General features: G+C 63.9%; 21 protein-coding genes and 2 pseudogenes. 8 read left to right on the top strand and 15 right to left on the bottom strand.

Translation table 11 applies throughout. The features are described 5' to 3' along the window. Positions 1–96: 96 nt before the first annotated feature. The 3 genes and pseudogenes from AWB75_RS14440 to AWB75_RS14435 form a co-directional block, all read right to left on the bottom strand. A complete protein-coding gene (locus tag AWB75_RS14440; protein ID WP_061124764.1) occupies positions 97–870 on the bottom strand; it encodes a Fic family protein in 774 nt (257 codons plus the stop codon). A gap of 192 nt (positions 871–1,062) precedes the next feature. Beyond that, positions 1,063–1,143 (bottom strand): annotated as a pseudogene (locus AWB75_RS39435) (response regulator); the annotation flags it as partial. After that, the gene (locus tag AWB75_RS14435; protein WP_061124891.1) at positions 1,131–1,826 is read right to left on the bottom strand and encodes a CBS domain-containing protein; all 696 of its coding nucleotides are present in this window, start codon (positions 1,824–1,826) and stop codon (positions 1,131–1,133) included. The pseudogene AWB75_RS39435 and the gene AWB75_RS14435, both read right to left, overlap by 13 nt. 517 nt (positions 1,827–2,343) lie before the next feature. Here AWB75_RS14435 and AWB75_RS14430 point away from each other — a divergent pair. Beyond that, positions 2,344–2,544, top strand: a pseudogene (locus tag AWB75_RS14430) (helix-turn-helix domain-containing protein); the annotation flags it as partial. A 1-nt stretch (position 2,545) separates the two neighbouring features. Here AWB75_RS14430 and AWB75_RS14425 read toward each other — a convergent pair. Beyond that, positions 2,546–2,998 carry a universal stress protein gene (locus AWB75_RS14425; RefSeq protein ID WP_061124762.1) on the bottom strand — a complete coding sequence of 151 codons (453 nt, stop codon included), beginning with the start codon at positions 2,996–2,998 and terminating at the stop codon, positions 2,546–2,548. A 189-nt stretch (positions 2,999–3,187) separates the two neighbouring features. On the opposite strand from AWB75_RS14425, the gene AWB75_RS37705 reads away from it, so the two are divergent. Both AWB75_RS37705 and AWB75_RS14415 read left to right on the top strand, forming a co-directional pair. Next, positions 3,188–3,325 (top strand): hypothetical protein, encoded by a 138-nt coding sequence (locus tag AWB75_RS37705; protein WP_159462782.1) that lies wholly within the window; start codon positions 3,188–3,190, stop codon positions 3,323–3,325. Positions 3,326–3,617: 292 nt separating this feature from the next. Continuing rightward, positions 3,618–3,794 (top strand): universal stress protein, encoded by a 177-nt coding sequence (locus AWB75_RS14415; RefSeq protein WP_235012100.1) that lies wholly within the window; start codon positions 3,618–3,620, stop codon positions 3,792–3,794. Between the two features lie 29 nt (positions 3,795–3,823). Here the strand turns inward: AWB75_RS14415 and AWB75_RS14410 are convergent, their stop codons facing one another. The 3 genes from AWB75_RS14410 to AWB75_RS14400 form a co-directional block, all read right to left on the bottom strand. Beyond that, a complete protein-coding gene (locus AWB75_RS14410; protein WP_061124759.1) occupies positions 3,824–4,915 on the bottom strand; it encodes an NAD(P)H-dependent flavin oxidoreductase in 1,092 nt (363 codons plus the stop codon). Positions 4,916–4,955: 40 nt separating this feature from the next. After that, positions 4,956–5,870 (bottom strand): LysR family transcriptional regulator, encoded by a 915-nt coding sequence (locus AWB75_RS14405; RefSeq protein ID WP_061124758.1) that lies wholly within the window; start codon positions 5,868–5,870, stop codon positions 4,956–4,958. 181 nt (positions 5,871–6,051) lie between these two features. Continuing rightward, positions 6,052–7,566: a CoA-acylating methylmalonate-semialdehyde dehydrogenase gene (locus AWB75_RS14400; RefSeq protein ID WP_061124757.1), complete on the bottom strand. Its 1,515-nt coding sequence runs from the start codon at positions 7,564–7,566 to the stop codon at positions 6,052–6,054. 110 nt (positions 7,567–7,676) lie between these two features. On the opposite strand from AWB75_RS14400, the gene AWB75_RS14395 reads away from it, so the two are divergent. After that, complete coding sequence (locus tag AWB75_RS14395) at positions 7,677–8,618, top strand: LysR family transcriptional regulator (RefSeq protein WP_061124890.1); 942 nt, start codon at positions 7,677–7,679, stop codon at positions 8,616–8,618. Positions 8,619–8,696: 78 nt separating this feature from the next. On the opposite strand, the gene AWB75_RS14390 is transcribed toward AWB75_RS14395, so the two are convergent. Continuing rightward, positions 8,697–9,008, bottom strand: a complete 312-nt coding sequence (locus tag AWB75_RS14390; RefSeq protein ID WP_061124889.1) for a DUF4148 domain-containing protein — start codon at positions 9,006–9,008, stop codon at positions 8,697–8,699. Positions 9,009–9,262: 254 nt separating this feature from the next. Here AWB75_RS14390 and AWB75_RS14385 point away from each other — a divergent pair, with 254 nt between their 5' ends. Beyond that, a complete protein-coding gene (locus AWB75_RS14385; RefSeq protein ID WP_061124756.1) occupies positions 9,263–10,495 on the top strand; it encodes an NAD(P)/FAD-dependent oxidoreductase in 1,233 nt (410 codons plus the stop codon). Between the two features lie 20 nt (positions 10,496–10,515). Here the strand turns inward: AWB75_RS14385 and AWB75_RS14380 are convergent, their stop codons facing one another. Together AWB75_RS14380 and AWB75_RS14375 are read right to left on the bottom strand one after the other, a co-directional pair. Further along, positions 10,516–11,412, bottom strand: coding sequence for a fructose bisphosphate aldolase (locus AWB75_RS14380; protein WP_061124888.1), 897 nt, complete (start codon positions 11,410–11,412; stop codon positions 10,516–10,518). A gap of 166 nt (positions 11,413–11,578) precedes the next feature. Further along, positions 11,579–11,989 (bottom strand): hypothetical protein, encoded by a 411-nt coding sequence (locus tag AWB75_RS14375; protein ID WP_061124755.1) that lies wholly within the window; start codon positions 11,987–11,989, stop codon positions 11,579–11,581. A 313-nt stretch (positions 11,990–12,302) separates the two neighbouring features. Here AWB75_RS14375 and AWB75_RS14370 point away from each other — a divergent pair, with 313 nt between their 5' ends. Then, on the top strand, positions 12,303–13,952 hold the full coding sequence (locus AWB75_RS14370; protein WP_061124754.1) for a D-alanyl-D-alanine carboxypeptidase/D-alanyl-D-alanine-endopeptidase: 1,650 nt from the start codon (positions 12,303–12,305) through the stop codon (positions 13,950–13,952). Between the two features lie 4 nt (positions 13,953–13,956). Here the strand turns inward: AWB75_RS14370 and AWB75_RS14365 are convergent, their stop codons facing one another. Next, positions 13,957–14,874 (bottom strand): alpha/beta fold hydrolase, encoded by a 918-nt coding sequence (locus AWB75_RS14365; protein ID WP_061124753.1) that lies wholly within the window; start codon positions 14,872–14,874, stop codon positions 13,957–13,959. A 115-nt stretch (positions 14,875–14,989) separates the two neighbouring features. Here AWB75_RS14365 and AWB75_RS14360 point away from each other — a divergent pair, with 115 nt between their 5' ends. Beyond that, positions 14,990–15,838 carry a LysR substrate-binding domain-containing protein gene (locus AWB75_RS14360; RefSeq protein WP_200822980.1) on the top strand — a complete coding sequence of 283 codons (849 nt, stop codon included), beginning with the start codon at positions 14,990–14,992 and terminating at the stop codon, positions 15,836–15,838. Here the strand turns inward: AWB75_RS14360 and AWB75_RS14355 are convergent. From AWB75_RS14355 to AWB75_RS14345, 3 genes are all read right to left on the bottom strand, one after another. Then, positions 15,816–16,889 (bottom strand): phytoene/squalene synthase family protein, encoded by a 1,074-nt coding sequence (locus AWB75_RS14355; protein ID WP_061124751.1) that lies wholly within the window; start codon positions 16,887–16,889, stop codon positions 15,816–15,818. The two genes, AWB75_RS14360 and AWB75_RS14355, sit on opposite strands and share 23 nt — an antisense overlap. A 79-nt stretch (positions 16,890–16,968) precedes the next feature. Beyond that, a complete protein-coding gene (locus AWB75_RS14350; RefSeq protein ID WP_061124750.1) occupies positions 16,969–17,673 on the bottom strand; it encodes a DUF899 family protein in 705 nt (234 codons plus the stop codon). A gap of 27 nt (positions 17,674–17,700) precedes the next feature. Further along, the gene (locus AWB75_RS14345) at positions 17,701–18,360 is read right to left on the bottom strand and encodes a glutathione S-transferase family protein (RefSeq protein ID WP_061124749.1); all 660 of its coding nucleotides are present in this window, start codon (positions 18,358–18,360) and stop codon (positions 17,701–17,703) included. A gap of 229 nt (positions 18,361–18,589) precedes the next feature. On the opposite strand from AWB75_RS14345, the gene AWB75_RS14340 reads away from it, so the two are divergent. Beyond that, positions 18,590–19,102, top strand: a complete 513-nt coding sequence (locus tag AWB75_RS14340) for a response regulator (RefSeq protein WP_235012098.1) — start codon at positions 18,590–18,592, stop codon at positions 19,100–19,102. Here AWB75_RS14340 and AWB75_RS14335 read toward each other — a convergent pair. Next, the gene (locus tag AWB75_RS14335) at positions 19,086–19,436 is read right to left on the bottom strand and encodes a hypothetical protein (protein ID WP_143746435.1); all 351 of its coding nucleotides are present in this window, start codon (positions 19,434–19,436) and stop codon (positions 19,086–19,088) included. The two genes, AWB75_RS14340 and AWB75_RS14335, sit on opposite strands and share 17 nt — an antisense overlap. Positions 19,437–19,460 lie beyond the last annotated feature (24 nt).

Below are 19,460 nucleotides of genomic sequence, written 5' to 3'. Positions count from 1 at the left end.
AGGTTCATCCTTGGACCTGGGTGTAACCTGTTTCGTGACAGCGCCAAGCTTATCACGAAGCCGGTACGGCGCCATTCCGGTCGATGACGATCACGGCTAATCGCGAAGTCCGTGGTCAACACGTAATCCGAGCGCGTCAAGGTAGATGTCGAACGACCGCTTAACCAGTTCGGCGATGAGCAGCGCAACACCCGTGTAGTCGCTGCTCACGCAGGCATCGTCCAGCGAGTCGCAATAGGCTGCGCGATTTTCGTTGCGGATAAGAGCTGGCGGATAACCCGATCTCATCAACTCGACATTCAGGAGCAGCCGTCCTGTCCTGCCGTTTCCATCCACGAACGGATGGATCCTGACGAACCGCGTATGGAGTTCCGCCGCGCGCACGACGGGATGCGTGTTCCCTGCGCTCGCGTGCCACTCGACGAGCGCAGCCAGTTCGGCTGGCACATTCAGAAAGTCCGGTGGCGTCGTATGTGCGCCGGCGATCGCCACGTTCACATGACGATAGCGGCAGGCTTCCTCACCGACGCCGCCCTTCAGCACGACGTTGTGGATATTCCGGATTTGCCACGCCGACAGTGGCTCGTTCTTCGCAACAGTCTCTTCCAGGTAAGCCATCGCGTCGCGACGGCCCAAGGACGCGCAATGCTGCGGCAGCGACTTGCCGCCCATCGTCATCTCGTCGAGTACGACCTGGGTCTCGCGCAGCGGGAGCGTGTGCCGCTCCACTGCGTTCGCATTTGGCATCCATTCCCGCCTCAGCCTGTTCTGCAGCGAAGCCAGGGCCGGAGGCGAAAGCGGACGCACCGCGTCCAGTTTCGCCTTGTCGGCATCCATCGCTTCCAGCATTCGTTGCAAAGACGAGTCCATCGCTCCGATCCCATCTGGGTCGCGCGCTGCACGACTGACTGATCCAGATCGACCGGCCGCTCGTCTGAGCGTGAGAGGCTCGATCTCACTTTCGAAGGCGAAAGCCTCGACAACCTTTGTCGGTTGATCGCCAATGCCGTGCCGGCGCTGGCCAACATGCCGCGGCGCACGTGAAGCATCGAGCGGGCTGCTTCAACCCGCCAGCTTCCTGAACGTCGCGATCACCGCATCGCCCTTGAACGGCTTGACGATCCATCCCTTCAAAGCCCCGGCATGATCGGATAAGGGATCGTGTGATCGACCACGCGCTTCACGCCTGGGATGCTTTCAGACGCGATCCGCATCGCATCGAGCTGATCGCCGGACCACACCGTGCCCCACAGATGCACGATGCCATCGCGCACGACGATATCGCGGCCGGGAAACGCCCAGCCCCGCCCCGCGAGATCGCCCATCAGCATGGCGCGAATCTCGGCATCGCTTGCAAGCGCATCCGGCGCGGAATCGACCACGAGCGAGGACGCCAGCGCCTGCACCAGATTCGACCGGCTGACGATGCCGGCGAGCCGCCCGTCGCGCAGCACCGGCACGCGCTTGATGTGATGGCTTTCGAGCATCGCGGCGATCTCGGCGAGTGACGTGTCCTCGTTCACGCAGACAGGATCGCGGGTCATGATCTCGCCGACCGTGCGCGCATGCGACTTGATGTAGTCGGCCGCGCCGCCGTCGGAGAGCATGTCGCGCCACCACGCGCGGCGGTTCGCCCGCTTCTCGGTGCCGATCTCCTCGCGACGAAGCAGATCGCCCTCGCTGATCACGCCGACGACATGCCCGTCCGTGCCGACGACAGGCGCCGCGCTGATACGGTGCTGCACGAGCAGGCGCGCCAGTTCATGAATCGTCGTTTCGGGCGTCACGGAAACGACGCTGGAAGTCATTACGTCACGTGCTTGCATCACGTACTCCAGACGGTTGGAATGTTGGTCGCGGTCGTCCGCTCCGGACTTGCCGGAGCACGGCTTCACTCTACGGACGTTCGCCATTTTCACGATTGACCTGAGTCAAACGCCGCGAACTCGCCGCCCTGCGCTGATGTCGCAGCGCGCATGACGGATTTTTTTCCTGCGACCAATCTGAGATGCACGAAAAAGGCGGCGGCGTTCCGAAGCCAGCCGCGTGACAGAAACGTTGCAAGCCGGGGAATCCCGATGCGCACGCCAAGCGGACCGTCCGGAAATCCCGCCGACGCACCGCCCCTGCAATCCGACGCGCTGACGCGCAGGACAGAAAGCGCGGCGGCAAGTCACTTCGCAGCGCAGCGCAGCGCGCCCGCGCATGCGACGCTCGCAGCGGCGATTCTTTTCGCGCTGTGGTGCGCCGGCATGTCCTACTTTTGTTCCGTCTGCGCGCTTCATGCGTCCACGACAAGCCTGCTGATCGCGGGCGGCGCCGCGTTCGCGATGCCGCTCGCGGCTCTCGTCTTCAATGAAAGCGCGCGGCTACTCGCCGTCGCAATTCGTCCTGCGCATGACCCGCGAGGAGATCGGCAGCTATCTCGGCCTCAAGATCGAAACCGTGAGCCGCATGTTCTCCCGGCTGCACAGATTGGGCGTGGTCGATGCGCGCGGCAAGGAAGTGCGCATCGTCGATCAGGCCGCGCTCGAAAGCGTGTGAATCATGTCGATGCGCCCCGTTGCGACGCGGAACGCGTGAGCAGCACCGCGCACGTCGAGTGCCGCAGAAATGCTTCGGCGACGCTGCCGAGCACGAGGCGCGGCAATCCTCCCCGGCCGCGCGTGCCCATCACGACGAGATCGGCGTCCATGCGTTGCGCAGAGCGCTGCAACGCGTCGGCGATCGAATCGTCGGGCGTGCGCGTTTCGTCCAGTTCCGACTCGCATTCGATGCCGGCCGCGCGCAGCCGCTCCTGCGCGGCGTCCAGCACGCGTCTCGCCGCGTCCCGCACCTGCGACCGGTAGTTGACCGGATAAGACGCCAGCGCCGACGCCTCCAGAACGTGCACGAGGCGCACGCGCGTGCCCGGCGATGCGCCCAGGCACAGCACTTCTTCGAGCGCCCGCTGCGACGATTCGCTGCCGTCGAGCGCCACCAGGATATGTCTATACATGATGATTTCGGCTCGCGCGCGTCGCGCTCAAACCGCCCATTCGAGATTTTCGATACGCGCGAGCTTGCGCCCGATGCGCTCCACGAACTGTCCATGACACGGCGCTGATCCTTGGCGCCGTGAGCCGCCGCAATCGCGCAACGCGCGACCGGCTGCTTGCCCGCGAGCGTCGCCATTTCGCGGAAGGCGATGACGTCGCCGCGAATGTGCTGCGTGCAAAGAAAGGCGACGTGCGGCAGCCTGCGCCGGTTCGCGATGAGCCACGCGCGCACCGGCGCGCTCACGCTGCTCGCCCAGACCGGCGTGCCGATCACGATGATCTCGTAATTCGCGACATCGCGCTGAAGCGGATTCACGGCCACCTCGCGTGCGAAGAGCATATCGATCATCGCGCGCACGCAGCCCGCCGCGCCGGAGCGATCAACCGGCTCCGTGATTGCTTCGAAGTCGGCGTGCAGACGCACGGCCAGTTCCGCCGCCGCGGCGTGGGTCGCCTGAAAACCGCGGAGCGTGTGAGCATCGTGAGCATCGCGATTAGGCGCGGCACGACCCGGCCGCGGAGCGCGTTGGCGGCGCGGATATCGCGGCAAGCCTCGCGCGGCACGGGGTGAAGGCGGAAGTGTTCGCAAGCAAGAGCGCGACCGATGCATCGACGCTCGAGATGCTGCTTTCACGCGCCGCCGATCTCGACGCGGACCTCGTCGTCATGGGCGGCCACGGACACGCGCGCTGGCAGGAACTCGTGCTCGGCGGCACGACGCAGACCTTCCTTGCGTCGATGACCGGCCGGTGCTGATGTCGCATTGAGGGCGAAGCGGCAATGTCTCAGCGCGATGCATACTGCCGCAAGCCCGCGATGCTTTCGTCGAGTTCAGCCTTCAGCCGCGTCATCAGCTCGGCGGCGGGCAGCTCACGCGCGAGCGCGGCCGCTTGTCCCGCCCATTGCGCGCCGTAACCGAATTCGTCCTTTGCCTTGGCCGCCGCGTGCAGCGATTTGCCTGCATCGTAAGTGACCGGATAAGCGGGAATCGCGGGAGCTTCCGTGTTGCGGCCGAGTTCCGTGAACTTGTTCACGAGGCTGCGGGCCTTGCGCCCCGAGATCGCCGATGTGAACGTCGTGCGCTGTGCCGCATCGCTCAGAATGGCGCGACGATAACCCGCATCGATCGATGTCTCCGTGCACGGTACGAACGCCGTGCCGAGCTGCGCCGCCTGCGCACCGAGCGCGAGCACGGCCGCGATGCCCGCGCCGTCCATAATGCCGCCCGACGCGATCACCGGCACGTCGAACTTGCTGGCGAAGAGGCGCGTGAGCGCGAACGTGCCGAGGTTGTCGTCGTCGGCTTGCGGGTCGAAGATGCCGCGATGCCCGCCCGCTTCGATGCCTTGCGCCACGATCGCATCCATGCCCGCCGCCGCGACCCGCTCCGCTTCGCCCACATTGGTCGCGGATGCGATCAGCTTGATGCCGGCGCCGCGCAACGCATCGATATAGTCCTTCGACGGCAAGCCGAAGTGAAAGCTCACTACAGGCGGCTTTTCTTCGACGAAGACCTTCAGCATCGCTTCATCGACGACGAAGCTCGTGTAGATTTCGCTCAGCGTGTCGGGCGGCGTCGCGCCGTATTGCGCGAAGACCGGAGCGAGCCATGCGGTCCATGCTCGCTCGACGGCGGCATCGGCCTTCGCCGGCGCATGACAGAACACGTTGATGTTGAACGGCTTGCCGGTCAGCGCGCGCGTTTCGCGGATCACCTTGCGCGCGCCTTCGGCGTTCATCGCGCCGACGCCGAGCGAGCCGAGTCCGCCCGCATTCGATACGGCCGCCGCGAGCGCGGGCGTGCTCACCCCGGCCATCGGCGCCTGAATGATCGGCGTATCGATGCCGAGCAGCGATAACAATGCGTTCTTGCTCATGGATGTTTGTCCCCTGAAAGTTGCCCGAGTCGCACATCAGTCAGCGCGCGACGAGCTTCTCCACGATGAAGTCGACGAAAGCCCGCACACGCGACGACAAATGCCTGCCATGCGGATACAGCAGGATGAACGGCCTGCTGCATCCGCCGAAGTCGCGCAGCACTTCCGTCAACGTGCCGGCGCGCAAATCTTCGTCGACGGTGAAGCGGTAGATCTGAAAGAGGCCCGCGCCATTGCGTGCGAGCGGAATGCCTGCGAGCGCATCGCCGGAAGTGCCGTAGCTGGCGTGCATGGTCATTTCCACCGGCTCGCCGTTCTGCATGAAAAGCCACGGCACGGGACGTCCCGTGCTCGGCATCTCGAACTGGATGCATTCGTGATCGAGCATGTCTTCGATCGTCTTCGGCACGCCCGCACGCTTCAGATAGCCGGGCGACGCCACCACGACGAGCTCCGCATCTTCGAGCTTGCGCGCGATGAGACCGGAGTCGCGCGGCGCGCGTCCGCGTATTGCGAGATCGAATCCTTCGTCGGCGAAGTCGATGTTGCGATTGCTCAGATGCGCTTCCACGGTGACATCGGGATAACGCGCGCGGAATTCAGCGAGTAGCGGCAGCACGCGATAGTGGCCGTAAGGCGTCGGCATGCTGATGCGCAGCACACCCTTCGGGCTCGTTTGCTGGCCGGTGGCTTCGCGTTCCGCTTCCGCAAGACGATTGAGCGCGTCGCGGCATTGCTCGAAGTAACGGCGGCCCGCATCGGTCAGGCGAATCTGGCGCGTCGTGCGCACGAACAGCCGCACGTCGAGACGCTTCTCCAGCCGCGCGACGGAGCGGCTCACCGCGGCGGGCGTCACGCTCGCCGCGGTAGCCGCGAGCGTGAAGCTGCCGAGCTCCGCCGCGAGGCAGAAAAGCTCGATGCTGCCAAGAAGAAGATCGTCGAATTGCCGCTGCATGTCGATTGGCTTCGCGTCGTTTTCGCTGCATCTTCCCCGCTTGCCGCCGCACGGTCAACCGACACCGTTTCAATTGAGTTGTGACGCGCGGGAACAGATCGGTCGTCAGTGCACGCAAAAACAATCGCCCGCTTCTTCCTGTAAGGAAAAAGCGGGCGATCTCCGCACGCATCGAAAGGCGTTACTTCGCCGTCGGCATGGCGAACTCGGCGCCCTTCTCCGTGCTTTCCGGCCAGCGCTGCATGATCGACTTCTGTTTCGTATAGAAGCGCACGCCTTCTTCGCCGTATGCGTGCATGTCGCCGAAGAGACTGCGTTTCCAGCCACCGAAGCCGTGCCATGCCATCGGCACCGGAATCGGCACGTTGATGCCGACCATGCCCACTTCGATGCGACGTCCGAACTCGCGCGCGATATGGCCATCGCGCGTATAGCACGCAACGCCGTTGCCGAACTCGTGCTCGTTGACGAGATCGACGGCCTCGCTGAAGTCCTTCACGCGCACGCACGCGAGCACCGGCCCGAAGATCTCTTCCTTGTAGATGCGCATGTCGGGCGTGACGTGATCGAACAGCGTGCCGCCCGTGAAGAAGCCGTCCTCGTGGCCCGGCACCTTGTAGCCGCGCCCGTCGACGACGAGCTTCGCGCCTTCATCGACACCCATCGCGATATAGCCTTCGATACGTTCGAGCGCCTGGCGTGTGACGATCGGGCCCATTTCCGCATCGGCTTCCATGCCGTTTTTGATCTTGAGCGCCTTCGCGCGCTCGGCAAGCTTCGGCACGATCTTGTCGGCGACATCGCCTACCAGCACCGCAACCGAAATCGCCATGCAGCGCTCGCCCGCGGAACCGTAGCCCGCGCCGATCAATGCATCGACGGCCTGGTCGAGATCCGCATCGGGCATCACGACCATGTGATTCTTCGCGCCGCCGAGCGCCTGCACGCGCTTGCCGTGCTTCGCGCCGGTTTCGTAGATGTAGTTCGCGATCGGCGTGGAGCCGACGAAGCTGATCGCCTTCACTTGAGGATGCGTGAGCAACGCATCGACGACGACCTTGTCGCCCTGCACGACGTTGAAGATGCCATCGGGCAAACCGGCCTGCTTCAGCAGATCAGCCATGAAGAGCGACGCCGACGGATCGCGTTCGCTCGGCTTCAGGATGAACGCGTTGCCCGACGCGATCGCGACCGGGAACATCCAGCACGGCACCATGCACGGGAAATTGAACGGCGTGATGCCCGCGACGACGCCGAGCGGCTGGCGCATCGTCCAGTTGTCGATGCCGGTGGAAACCTGATCGGTGTAATCGCCCTTCAGCAATTGCGGAATGCCGCACGCGAATTCGATCACGTCGATGCCGCGCGACACTTCGCCCTGCGCATCCGAAAACACCTTGCCGTGCTCGGCGGTGATGATCGCGGCGAGCTCGTCGCGATGCTTGTTCATCAGTTCGAGGAACTTCAGCATGACGCGCGCGCGGCGGATCGGCGGCGTGTCGCGCCATGCCGGAAACGCGGCCTGCGCGCTGGCGACGGCTGCATCGACATCGGCGGCTTCGCCGAGCACGAGCTTGCGCGGGCGCTCGCCCGTTGCGGGATTGAACACCGGCTGCGTGCGCGTGGACGAGCCGTGCCTACGCTCGCCGTGAATGTGGTGAACGACGTCGGCGGTGTCGGTGAAGGCTGCGGTCATGCTCGTCTCCTGATGAATGGCTTTGCAATGACTGCAGTGTATGAACCCGCGGGCCCGTTGCAAAGACGCTAAGATTGAACTCATTGTTCGCAATGACAAACAATCCGCCGATGGACGAGCAAAAGATCGAAGCACTCTGGACCCACTTGCACTGGCTGACGGTGCTTGCGGAACAAGGCAGCTACACGGCGGCGGCGGCGCGGCTGAACGTGTCGAAAGCGGCGATGAGCCAGCGCATCGCCGAGCTGGAGCGCGCGGCGGGCGTGCCGCTCGTCACGCGCACGACGCGCAGCGTGCGTTTCACGGAAGCGGGGCGCAGGCTCGTCGACGATACGCGCGACCAGTACGAGCGCATCGCGTCGAGTTTCCTGAGCGTGAAGGAAATGGCGGGCGTCGCGCGCGGCCTGATCCGCATCACCGCGCCGATGGCCTTTTCGCGGCAGCAGCTCGTGCCGCGCATGTCGGGGTTTCTGCACGCGCATCCGGAAGTGCGGGTGCAACTGGAAGCATCGGACAAACTGAGCTCGATCGCGAGCGAAGGCTTCGATCTCGCGGTGCGCCACAGCGCGCAGGTGCCGGATACGCACGTCGCGTGGAAGCTGTGCGACACGCATTCGGTGATCGTCGCGACGCGGGCGTATCTGAAGCGGCGCGGCACGCCCGCGACACCGAACGATCTCGTCACGCACGATTGCCTCGTCTATCCGCGTCCGCAGGCGTCGAGTATCTGGTCGTTCGAGAGAAAGGGCGGGCGCAAGAGTTCCGCCGGGCCTCATACGCTGGCCGTGAACGGGCCGTTCGCGGCGAATAACAGCGAGGTTTTACGCGATGCCGCGCTCGACGATCTCGGCATCGCGCTATTGCCGGATTTCACGGCGCAGGCCGCCGTGCAGGCGGGAAAGCTCGTGGTGTTGCTGCCGGAGTGGCGTCCGGTCGGCGCATTTGCCGATCAGCTCTTCGTGGTGCGGCCTTATGCGCCACATGTGCCGCGCGCGGTCGCGCTATTCATCGGATATTTGCGCGAAACTTTTGCGGGCGGGTTTCCGCTTTGAATTGCGTTTTCAAATCTGCGATAAAAACGAAAAGCGCGCCGCTACGACGCGGGCGCGCTTCATTAGACCCCTTGCTGCTTAGTGATGCGCGAACGTCGGGAACACGTCGCCCTGAACCGGGCGTGCGCTGGATTGCGCCGAACCGTCGGTCGCGCCGCCGAACGCGCTTTGCGCGGTGCCGTTTTGCGCGGCGATGCGCGCTTCAGCCGCTTGAATGTCAGCGGGATACTTCGAGTCGCTGATGACGCCGGGGTTATAACCCGCCTTTTCGAGTTGCACGATTTCGGCGCGAACCTGCGCGCGCGTCACGGGCTGATTCGATTGCGCGAACGATGCGACCGGAGCGGCAAAAGCAAGAGCGACCGCTGCAATACCGATGAGCTTGTTCATGATTCTTTCCTCCATCCATTGATTTATCGAGTTGTCGCTCACGTTGCTTTCTTCGTTTGCGACCGTTGAGGCAAGTTTAGGTATCGCACGCTTTAGGGTAAATACCTAAACGACGAAATCACCTTTGGCGAAATTCGTACTAATGCGGGCATGCCGAAGGAAAGCCAATGCCGTTCGAATCGCCTATAACCAAGAACAGCGCGGCCGCTTCAGGCGGTTCATAGCACGAACGATCGTTTATTCAGGGGAATGACTTGAACCGAATCCTGGTGATCGGCGCGGGCTTCGCCGGTCTGTGGAGCGCGCTGTCGGCGGCGCGCAAGCTGGATGAACTGAATCGCACCGATGAAGCCGAAGTCGCCATCGTCAATCCGGCGCCTTTTCATAGCGTGCGCGTGCGCAATTACGAGCAGCCGCTCGATCCGACGCTCGTGCAGCTCGACACCGTGCTCGGTCCCGCGGGCGTGAAGCTGATTCAGGCGAAAGCGACGGCTATCGACAGCGCGAATCGCCGCGTGTCGATCGAGCGCGAAAGCGCGGCCGAATCGCTCGACTACGACCGGCTGATTCTCGCGGCGGGCAGCGTGCTCGTGCGCCCGCCGATTCCCGGCCTCGACCGCCATTCATTCGATGTCGATACCTACGCTGGCGCGTGCAAGCTGCAGGCGCATCTGCTCACCTTGCCAGCCTTGCCGGATACGCCGGGCCGCTATACGGCGGTCGTTGTCGGCGCCGGGCTGACGGGCATCGAGCTCGCGGCGGAGTTGCCCGCGCGTTTGCGCGAGATCGTCGGCGATGCGGATCGTGGCAAGGTGCGCGTCGTGCTCGCGGATCGCTCGGCGAAAATCGGGCAATCCATGGGCGGCGCGCAGCATGTCATCGAAGGCGCGCTGAGCTCGCTCGATGTCGAGACGCGGGCGGGCGTATCGCTCGTATCGCTCGATGAAGAGAGCGTGACGCTCACCGCCGGCGGCGCGAGCGAGCGCATCGAGGCCGCGACGGTCGTCTGGTGCGGCGGCATGCACGCGAACGCGCTCGCCGGTCAGTTGCCGGTCACGCTCGATCCGCTCGGGCGCGTGCCGGTCGATGCGTTCCTGCGCGCGGAAGGCGTGCCGGGCGTATTCGCGGCGGGCGATTGCGCGCGCATCCTGATCGACGGGACACGGCCTTCGGTGATGTCGTGCCAGCATGGCCGGCCGATGGGGCGCTACGCGGGCAACAACGCTGTCTGCGATCTCTTCGGGCTGGAGATGCTGCCGCTTTCGATCGACTGGTACACGACCATCTGCGATCTCGGGCCGTGGGGCGCGGTGTACACGGAAGGATGGGACAGGAAGCTCGTCACGCAAGGCGAGACGGCGAAGGCGACGAAGCGCACGATCAACGGCGAGCGCATCTATCCGCCGAAGACCGGTTCACGTGAAGATATTTTTCGGGCGGCGGCGCCCGTCGTGCAGACACCGCCGCCTACCGAACGCGCCGATTAGCGCGGACTAAGGCCGAAGGCTCAGACCTTCGTGACGGACGCGTTGTAGATTTCGTCGATCGACGTTTCGAGCGTCTTGTCGAACTCGCTGTCGCTCATCGGCTTCTTCAGCTCGTTGATGAGCGCGCGCGAGAAGCTCGCGATCATGCCGTGATTCTGCGCGAGCTTCTTGCACGCGTCGCTGCGCGTATAGCCGCCCGACAGCGCCACGACACGCACGACACGCGGATGCTCGATCAGCGGACGATAGAAATCCGCTTCGTCGGGGATGGTCAGCTTGATCATCACCTGGCTCGATTCCGGCAGTGCATCGAGACCCTTCAGCAACTCGTCGCGCAGAATCTTTTCCGCGCCTTTCTTGTCCGGGCTCTTGATCGAGACTTCGGGTTCGAGAATCGGCACGAGACCGTGCTTGATGATCTGCGCGCCCACTTCGAACTGCTGCTTCGCCACCGCGGCGATGCCCTTCTCGTTCGCCTGGTGGATCACCGAGCGCATCTTCGTGCCGAAGACGCCGAGCTTCACCGCGCGCGCGAGCAGATCGTCGAGGCCGGGATTCGGCTTCATGATCTGCACGCCGTCGGCTTCGGCCTCGAGACCCTTGTCGACCTTCAGGAACGGCACGATGCCGCGGTCTTCCCAGAGAAAGGTGGGAACCGGCTTGCCTTCCGCTTCGCCGTCCATCGTGCGCTCGAACAGAATCGCGCCGATGACTTTCTTGCCCGTGAACGAAGGCGCGGTCATGATGCGCACGCGCATTTCATGCATCAGCTTGAACATTTCGGCGTCGCCGTTATAGGCGTCGTCCGGAATTCCATATTGCCGCAGCGCGCCGGGCGTCGAACCGCCGCTCTGATCCAGAGCGGCAATGAAACCATCCTTCTCAGCCATCTGCGCGAGCATTTTCTCGTTAGCCACGAACATTTCCTCCTCGAAGTTCAATCACCGGACCTGCGCGCAAGCACGGTCCGGGGTTATGGTTCAGCCTCCTCAAGTGTAATGGTTTTGCCGGGCGCTCAAGGCGTGCAAATCCGCCATTCGTGCGCAAATGGGGCGCGAAAGTTATGCCAATGTGGGGGAAAGCTCAGGAAGGGGCGGAATTGAGATCGCCCGCATTGCCGGACCGCCAGACGAAATTCAGGGCGCGGCGCATGAAAGAGGGCGTGCGTGCGAAGTCATCGGCTCGCGGCATTTGCGCATGATCGTTCGATGATTCAGCCACCGCTTCGACGACGGGCGCGGGCTCGTCTTGCACGACTTCGGGCGCGGGAGGCGGCGCAAGTTTGTCGCGCGCGTCGGCGCAACGCCGATTGAGCACGCGGCGCATCTCGGGATCGTCGATGAGCGCCTGCGCGGTCGCCATGCCGCGCTCGAATTGCAGCGCATAGGCGACATCGGTGAAATCTTCGTAGCGGCCGCTATCGGCCAGCTCGAACGCCAGCTCTATGGTGCGGCGGCGTTTCCATGCATCGAGATCGTCGTGACCGGTGCTCACGGATATCCTCTTCTTCGCGATGAGGTGCGAACGATGTTAGCCCGCGCCAAACGTTTTTGCGTTGTGACGTCACAACAAGGCGATCAAACTCGCTCAACAAATCGTACAAAAACCGCTTGCCTAAAGCACTTGATTCGCGATAGCCCGCGCTTGACAACGCCTGTGCAAGGTCGGTATTTTCATTCACCCGCTCCCGCTCCGTGAAGCATGGCGTGCGGCCGCCGACATCTTTCCTGTCTGTGCTGTGAAGCAGTCCCGACGTATTGGTGTTCGCTCCAACCGGAGCGCGATGTGCCTTTATCGGAGCCGCGTCATGATCCCGCTTTCAGGAAGTCCGGCACGTGTTGCCGCCCTCGCCCTCGCCTGCGCGCTCGCCGCTTCCCTATCCGCATGCGGCTCGGACTCCAACAACACCGCCGTGCCGGATTCCATCACGCAGGTCATGAAAAAGCCCATGTATCAGGGCTCGACGTGGGCGCTGCGCGTCGTCGACCTGAATTCGGGCGATGTCATCTACGACATGAATTCGAACGCGCAGGTGTATATCGCGTCGGTGCGCAAGGTGTTTTCCGTCGGCGCGGCGCTCGATCAGTACGGCGCGCAGCATCAGTTCCAGACGCCGGTGTATCGCATGGGGAGCGTCGATGCGAGCGGCACGCTCAACGGCAATCTCGTGCTCGTCGCGAGCGGCGATCTCGCGATGGGCGGCCGCACGAATCCCGACGGCACGCTCGCCTTCACCAACTTCGACCACAACGAAGCGAACAGTCTCGGCAACGCGCAAATCACCGCGCCCGATCCGCTCGCGGGCTACGACTCGCTCGCGGCGCAAGTGGCGGCATCGGGCATCAAAAAGATCAACGGCGAAGTCGTGATCGACGACCGGCTTTTCCAGCCGTTCGACTTCCGCGGCGAGTTCGATCTGCGGCCGATCTTCGTCAACGACGATGTGGTCGATACGATCATCGGCCAGGGCAGCGCGGGCTCGCCGTCGCCGGTCGATTATCGGCCGAAGTCGTCGGCGTTCACCGTGCAATCCACGTTGATGACCGGCGCGGCGGGCACGGCCGCAAATATCACCGTCACGCCCGAGAAGCCTGCCTGCTTCGGCACGCTGCCGTGTGGCGGCGTGCTCGGCGGATCGATTCCCGCCGATTACGTGCCGCCGATCGTTCCCAACTTCCCGGTCATCCGCACGTTCCGCATCACGCAGCCGTCGAACTATGCGCGCACGGTGCTGATCGACGCGCTCGCGCGCGCGGGCGTGACCGTCACCGCGAACGCCGTCGAAAACAATCCGGTGCAACTGCTGCCCGCGAAGAACACGTATGCCGCCGACACGCGCGTCGCGCAGCTCACGTCGCAGCCGTGGGCGCAATACACGAAGTGGATTCTGAAGGTCAGCTATAACATCGGCGCGGACACGAGCCTGATGCTGTTCGGCGTCGCGAACAACGGCTCGACCACGCTCGATACGGCGCTCGCTGCGGAGAACGCGACGCTTTCGAATTCGCCCTTCAACGTGCCGATGAACCAGACGCACTTCATCGACGGCAGCGGCGGCGGCGAGACCACGGCGACGCCGCTCGCGGTCATCGCGATGTTGCGCGCGATGAGCGGCCGCGCGGCTTTCCCGGCCTACGTGGATTCGATGCCCTTCCTAGGCGTCGATGGCTCGCTCGCGAGCACGACGGACTTCGAAACCGATCCGACGCTCGCGGGCGCGAAAGGCAAGGTGTACGCGAAGACGGGCACTTACGTGGCCGGCACGGAAAACGCGAACGGGCAGCAGCAGATCACGCTGAAGGGACAGGCGCTAGCGGGTTATATCGACGCGAAGAGCGGCCGCAGGCTCGCGTTTGCGCTGGTCGTGAACAACGTGCCGATCGGCGACGTGCCCGACATCATCAACGTGTTCAACGACGAAGGCACGATCGCGGCGAACATCTGGAAGCTGCAGTGAGCCTTTACCACGCCCCGGCGAACGCCTGAACCGCGCGATTGAACGCGCCGGGGCTCGCGGCGTTCATCCCGTGCGATGCGCCCGCGATCGTCACGCGCTCCGCAAACTCGATCCACTCTTCGAGCTTCTCGACGTTGTTGCGGAACATGCGCGGGCTCTTCTGACCATCGATCAGCAGCGTGCGGCACTTGATGTCGCGCGCCGCTTCGCGTGTGTAGGCGGGCAGCGGATCGCGGAATTGCTTGGGTAGCGTGAGCGCGTTGTCGAGCGCCATGCGGCGGAAGCTCTCCGTGCTCTTGTTCCAGAAACCCGGCATGCTGACAGAATCGACGAACATTTCGAGCCCGCGATTGAATTCGCCCTGCTCGATCAGTTCCGCGACGCGAGCGCGCAGCGCGTTGGTGGCGGGCGGCAGCGTCGCGGCCACGGCTTGCTGCACGTCGCTCTGCGCGGGACCAGAGTAGGCGCTAAAGCGCTGACTCTGGTCGACGTGCAGTGGACCGCCCGGATCGGCAAGCGTCAACGTCTTCACGAGCCGCGGATATTCCCGCGCCAGATGAAACGCGACGCAGCCGCCGCGCGAATGCCCGACGAGATGCACCGGCGCGAGATCGAGCGATTCGATGAACTCGGCCATTTCCGCGACGTGCGCTTCCACGCTGAACTCGCCGCGCACGAAGGCATCGACGGCGGGCCAGTAATGCGAGAGGCTCGGCGCGATGCAGCGGAACTGCTTCGCGAGCGGCAAGACCTGCGCGCTCCAGTAGCGGTAATCGCACAGCGACCCATGCACGAAGACGAGCGGCTCGCCCTCTCCACACTCGATATACGGCACGGAAATACCCGACGCCGTCGTGGCGAACGACGGTTCGGGTAAGCCTTGCACGGCGGTGAGGACGGAAAAATCGGTTCGCGCGTTCATGGGTCGCTCCTTTGATGCGACTATGCGCCGCGGCGAAGCAAAAGAAAAACGCATAATTTTGATAGAATCGTTCAGATTATCTGATAGCAAAGAGCGTTTGCCAATGAAGCTCGCCATGAAAGCCCTGGACCTCGATGTTCTTTCCATGATCGTCGCCGTCGCGGATACGGGCAATATCAGCCGCGCGGCGGAGCTCGTGCATCGCTCGCAATCGGCGGTGAGCATGCAGATCAAGACGCTGGAAGCCGCGCTGGGCAAGGCGCTGTTCGTGCGCAAGCCGCGCAGCGTGGTGCCGACGCAGGACGGCGAAGTGCTGCTGACCTACGCGCGCCGCATGATCGCGCTGCGCGACGAGGCGTGGGCGGCGGTCGTGCGCCCGGACGTGACCGGGCGCGTGGTGATCGGCGTGCCGGACGATTACGCGTCGTCGCTTTTTCCGCCGATCCTCAAGAAATTTTCCGCGACGTATCCCAAGGTCGAGATTCAGGTGGTCGGGCTGCCGAGCCTCGCGCTCGCGCCGATGGTGAAGGACGGCACGGTCGATCTCGTCTGCGCGACCCGAGTGAAAGGCTTGTCGGGTGAATTCCTGCGCCACGAGCCGATGGTCTGGGCCGCGGCGCCCGGCACCGAAATCTGGAAGGAGCGGCCGTTGCCGATCGCCGTGTTTCTGCCGGGCAGCGTCGCGCGCGAGAACGCGATCCGCAGCCTGGAGCGCGCGCGGATCAGCTATCGCACGTCGTATGAAAGCCCGAGCCTGCTCGGTCTTCTGACAATGGCCGAAGCAGGTCTCGCCGTGACGCCGCTCGCGAAATGCGCGGTGCCGGCGCATTTCACGCTGCTCGGGCCGGCACAAGGCTTGCCCGATATCGGCACGCTCGAAGTGGTGCTGGCGCGCAGCGCGGCGTCGAAACGCCCGCCTTGCGACTTTCTCGCCGAGCGGATCATGGCCGAGCTGCGGCGTTGAGTTCCCCGCCGATTTCCGCTTCGATCGCGCGCATGCGGCGTGCGGTCCACGCGCGCAGCATGCCGTTCGATGCGACCATCGGCAACGATGCAGCCATGATGCGGTACACGTCGTTGCGTCGAATCTTCGAGATGTTGTCGGGATCGAGCCACGCGTCGTTGCGCGCGAGCAGCACGAGCGTGTCGAGTCCGATCATGATCGGCCACAGGCACGCGAGCCGCAGCCGGATTGCCGTCGATGGAATTTCCAGCGTGTAATCGACCGCGTCCTGAAAGAGCCCGAGCGATGTGCGCAGCAATTCGAACAGCACGGGCCGCGCGCGCGCCGACGATTGCGGTTGCAGAAGATCCTGCGCCGTGAGGCCATGACGCGCGAGCATCGTTTCCGGCAGATAGCATCGGCCGATGCGCAGATCGCGCGCGCAATCGCGCAGCACGTTGGTCATTTGCAGCGCCTTGCCGAAGCGCACGCCGAGCGCGAGCATCGTGTCGGGCGCGGCTTTCAACGTGCCGGGCATGTGCGCGTAGGTCATATTCGTCCAGAATTCGCCGACGCAGCCCGCCACCAGATATGTATAACGATCCAGCTCGCCGAATTCCCGCAGCGCGATGATGCGGCCCGACGTCTCGTCGGGAAACGTGCGCAGATCGAACTCCATGCCGGTGGTCAGCGTCGTGACGATGTCGCGCACCGCGGCCTGATCGTCGCGGCTCAGTTGCGGCAGGATCGCCAGCGCTTCGCTCAGGCGTTCGAGCAGAGCGCGCTCGTCCGGCTGGGCCTGCTGACCCGCGACTTCGCCCGCGATGCGCGCGAGCGCGCCGTCGTCGGGTGCGCCGTTCACTTGCTCACGCAGCGAAAGCAGCAATTCCAGACGACGTTGCGGCGAAATCAGCGAGGTGTCCGCGATCGTATCCGCCGCGCGCGCGAGCACATAAGCGAGCCCGACAGGATCGCGCATCGCGGTCGGCAAAATACGCAGCGTGAGATAAAACGACCGCGACACGCTCTTGAGAAGCGGGCCCAGAATGAAGGCCCGGGGCGAATTGTTCATGACTTGGATCGGATAGCTTCGGCCAGAAGCGCGATGATCGCGCGCCGCCGCATTGTATCCGTCCGCGTCACGCTCCGATTCACTCGCGTGGCCCGTAGTCCAGCTTCGGATACCAATCGGTGCCTCTTCCTTCGGGCGTCATGTCGAGCACCGTCCAGAGCGGCATCGGATCCGGCGCGCCGCGCGGATCTTCGCCGGGATCGGCGGTGTCGAAATCCATCTCGCCGCTCCAGAAGTGACGGATCACGCCATCGCGCCGCGTGAACACGTTGAGCGCGGGTTCATCGCCGCCTTCTTTCGAGATCGCGTGATAGTCGCGGCTGAAGGTGCCGTTCGTATCCGAAAACAGCCTGAGATCGCGCCAGCCGCGTTCCTTCTTGAACGCGACGAGCTTTGTGAGCGCCGAACGCGCGATCACCGCGAGCGCCACGCGCTGCCCGATATCGCGCGCCTCGCCTTCCCATGCCGATAGCAGCGAGGTGCACATCGGACACGGGCGCTCGCGTTGCGGCCCGAACATATAGCTATAGGTGACGAGCGTGTCCTTGTCGCCGAAGAGCCCGGGGAAATCGACCGGCCCGCGCTCGCCTTCGAACCGGTAGTCGCCCGTCACTTCGCCACCGGGCGGCAGCGCGCGACGCATCTGCGCCACGCGTTCGATATGCCGCCGCAACTCGATTTCCTCTGCGAGCAATTCGGTCCGCGCGCGCCGATAGTCGGCGCTCTCATTGGGGAACCTCATCGTGGCGCGTCGCGCGAGTTCGATCGCGGGAACGTAGCTCATGGTCGATCTCCTTTGGCTGTAAGCGATTCAGTCGCGTTCCGGCGCGCCGAGCGGAAACAACGCGCGATACGGCCGCGCCTCATCGACCGCCCGCGCGAACGAAGGCCGTGCGAGCAGACGCTTGCGATACGCGATGACATTCGGATACGCGTCACCGATCCGATGCGTCCAGTCCGCATAGAAGAGGAACGGCGCGGCGCCGCAGTCGGCAAGACTGAAGGCGTCGCCCGCGGCCCATTCGCGCGTGGCCATCTTGCGGTCGAGAAACGCATACGACGTGTCGAGCATCGCGCGGGCATCGGCGACGCCGCGAGCATCGCGTTCTTTCGGATCGCGCATGGCGTCGAACACGATTTTCGTTTGCGGCGTCGCGACGTAATTGTCGAAGAAGCGATCCATCCAGCGCGTTTCGAGCGCGCCGCGTGGATCGTCGGGGACGAGGCGCACCGGGCCCGGATGATAAAGCCCCAGATATTCGATGATCACGGTCGATTCGATCACCGGCTTGCCGTCGTCGACGAGCACCGGGAAACGCTTCATCGGCCAGATTTCGGCGAGTTCGTGCATCGACTGCGGCGTTTCGGGCGTGAGCGCGCGCCACTCGAACGGCGTGCCGTTCTCGTACAGCGCCACGAGAACCTTCTGGCAATAAGAGGAAAACGGGTGCGCATACAGTTGCAAACTCATCTGACAGCCTCCGGGGTGGCGAACGGGTTCAGGATGGCGCGACGCGCTTTGCTTCGATTCGCAGCGCCTTTGTCGGAACGACGAACGGCACAGGTGCGAATCGACAAGGAAAAGATAAATTTTGTTGTGCGGCGCAGCGAAAAGCGTTCGGTTTGCTAACGTGCGCGGTCCAGGGCAAGCGTGAGCGCGGTCATCGCCGTTCATTGCCCGTTGAGGCTACAAGAAACGAATGATGCGCGAAAACAAGATCGAGATCGTGTTTGCGGACGATCGGCCCGTGGTTCTCTATGGGTTGCAAAGCTGGTTCGAGTCGCACGAGCGGATTCGGGTGACGGCCTGCGTCCGGAACACCGATCAATTAGTCGCGCGGCTCAAGTCCGCCCGCTATGACCTGATCGTGCTGAGCGGCGGCATCGAAGGCTCGTGCGCGAATGATTTCGCGCCTCTGCGCGCGCTGCGGCAAGCATTTCCCGACACGCCGGTCGTGACCTTCACTGAAGCAACCGATTCGCGCACGCTCACCCATATGCAGCGCGCCGGCGCGGCCGGCCTCGTGAGCGCGCGCGACGAAGCACGCGTGTTCGAACGCGTGTGTGAGCGGGTGCTGTCCGGCGCGCAGGGTGCCGCCTCGCCACGCGTCGCAAGCTATTGCGACGCTGGCGCGCGCGCCGGTTCGTTCTGCGCGTCACCCGGCTATCGCGATGTGCGGCTGCGCGTGACGAGATTCATCGCGCGGGTTTGAGCGCGACGTTGTCGACGGACGGTCCTTTGGCGAACTCGAACTGACTCTTTGCCTTTGGAAGTCCCACTTCCCGCCCGTCTTCGAATCCCTTTTCGTAAGCCCGCTGATCGAGCGATTTGAAAAGCGGCTCGAGTTCATCGATATGAGTGCGGAGCAGTTCCATCATCGGCTTCACGAGCGCTGCGCTTTCTTCGCTTGCTTTGGCACTGCCCACGAACTGCACCATCGCGCGTAGTGTTCTTGCGGTCTGCAGGCAATAGTCGCTCAGAGGCATCGAATGCGTGACGACTGCATGACCTTTCTCGTTGATTGCAACGCTTATTTTGGACTCCATCCCGTCTCTCCCTTTTTAGCTCTG

It is taken from the genome of Caballeronia catudaia, assembly GCF_001544755.2.
Taxonomy (GTDB): Bacteria; Pseudomonadota; Gammaproteobacteria; order Burkholderiales; family Burkholderiaceae; genus Caballeronia; species Caballeronia catudaia.
This window is presented reverse-complemented; position numbering and strand designations above follow the sequence as displayed.

Bases quoted from the DNA above. Each gene is read 5' to 3' on its own strand.
- AWB75_RS14440 (WP_061124764.1), bottom strand. From the start codon at position 870: ATGGACTCGTCTTTGCAACGAATGCTGGAAGCGATGGATGCCGACAAG.
- AWB75_RS14435 (WP_061124891.1), bottom strand. From the start codon at position 1,826: ATGCAAGCACGTGACGTAATGACTTCCAGCGTCGTTTCCGTGACGCCC.
- AWB75_RS14425 (WP_061124762.1), bottom strand. From the start codon at position 2,998: ATGTATAGACATATCCTGGTGGCGCTCGACGGCAGCGAATCGTCGCAG.
- AWB75_RS37705 (WP_159462782.1), top strand. From the start codon at position 3,188: ATGACGTCGCCGCGAATGTGCTGCGTGCAAAGAAAGGCGACGTGCGGC.
- AWB75_RS14410 (WP_061124759.1), bottom strand. From the start codon at position 4,915: ATGAGCAAGAACGCATTGTTATCGCTGCTCGGCATCGATACGCCGATC.
- AWB75_RS14405 (WP_061124758.1), bottom strand. From the start codon at position 5,870: ATGCAGCGGCAATTCGACGATCTTCTTCTTGGCAGCATCGAGCTTTTC.
- AWB75_RS14400 (WP_061124757.1), bottom strand. From the start codon at position 7,566: ATGACCGCAGCCTTCACCGACACCGCCGACGTCGTTCACCACATTCAC.
- AWB75_RS14395 (WP_061124890.1), top strand. From the start codon at position 7,677: ATGGACGAGCAAAAGATCGAAGCACTCTGGACCCACTTGCACTGGCTG.
- AWB75_RS14390 (WP_061124889.1), bottom strand. From the start codon at position 9,008: ATGAACAAGCTCATCGGTATTGCAGCGGTCGCTCTTGCTTTTGCCGCT.
- AWB75_RS14370 (WP_061124754.1), top strand. From the start codon at position 12,303: ATGATCCCGCTTTCAGGAAGTCCGGCACGTGTTGCCGCCCTCGCCCTC.
- AWB75_RS14365 (WP_061124753.1), bottom strand. From the start codon at position 14,874: ATGAACGCGCGAACCGATTTTTCCGTCCTCACCGCCGTGCAAGGCTTA.
- AWB75_RS14360 (WP_200822980.1), top strand. From the start codon at position 14,990: ATGAAAGCCCTGGACCTCGATGTTCTTTCCATGATCGTCGCCGTCGCG.
- AWB75_RS14355 (WP_061124751.1), bottom strand. From the start codon at position 16,889: ATGAACAATTCGCCCCGGGCCTTCATTCTGGGCCCGCTTCTCAAGAGC.
- AWB75_RS14350 (WP_061124750.1), bottom strand. From the start codon at position 17,673: ATGAGCTACGTTCCCGCGATCGAACTCGCGCGACGCGCCACGATGAGG.
- AWB75_RS14345 (WP_061124749.1), bottom strand. From the start codon at position 18,360: ATGAGTTTGCAACTGTATGCGCACCCGTTTTCCTCTTATTGCCAGAAG.
- AWB75_RS14340 (WP_235012098.1), top strand. From the start codon at position 18,590: ATGATGCGCGAAAACAAGATCGAGATCGTGTTTGCGGACGATCGGCCC.
- AWB75_RS14335 (WP_143746435.1), bottom strand. From the start codon at position 19,436: ATGGAGTCCAAAATAAGCGTTGCAATCAACGAGAAAGGTCATGCAGTC.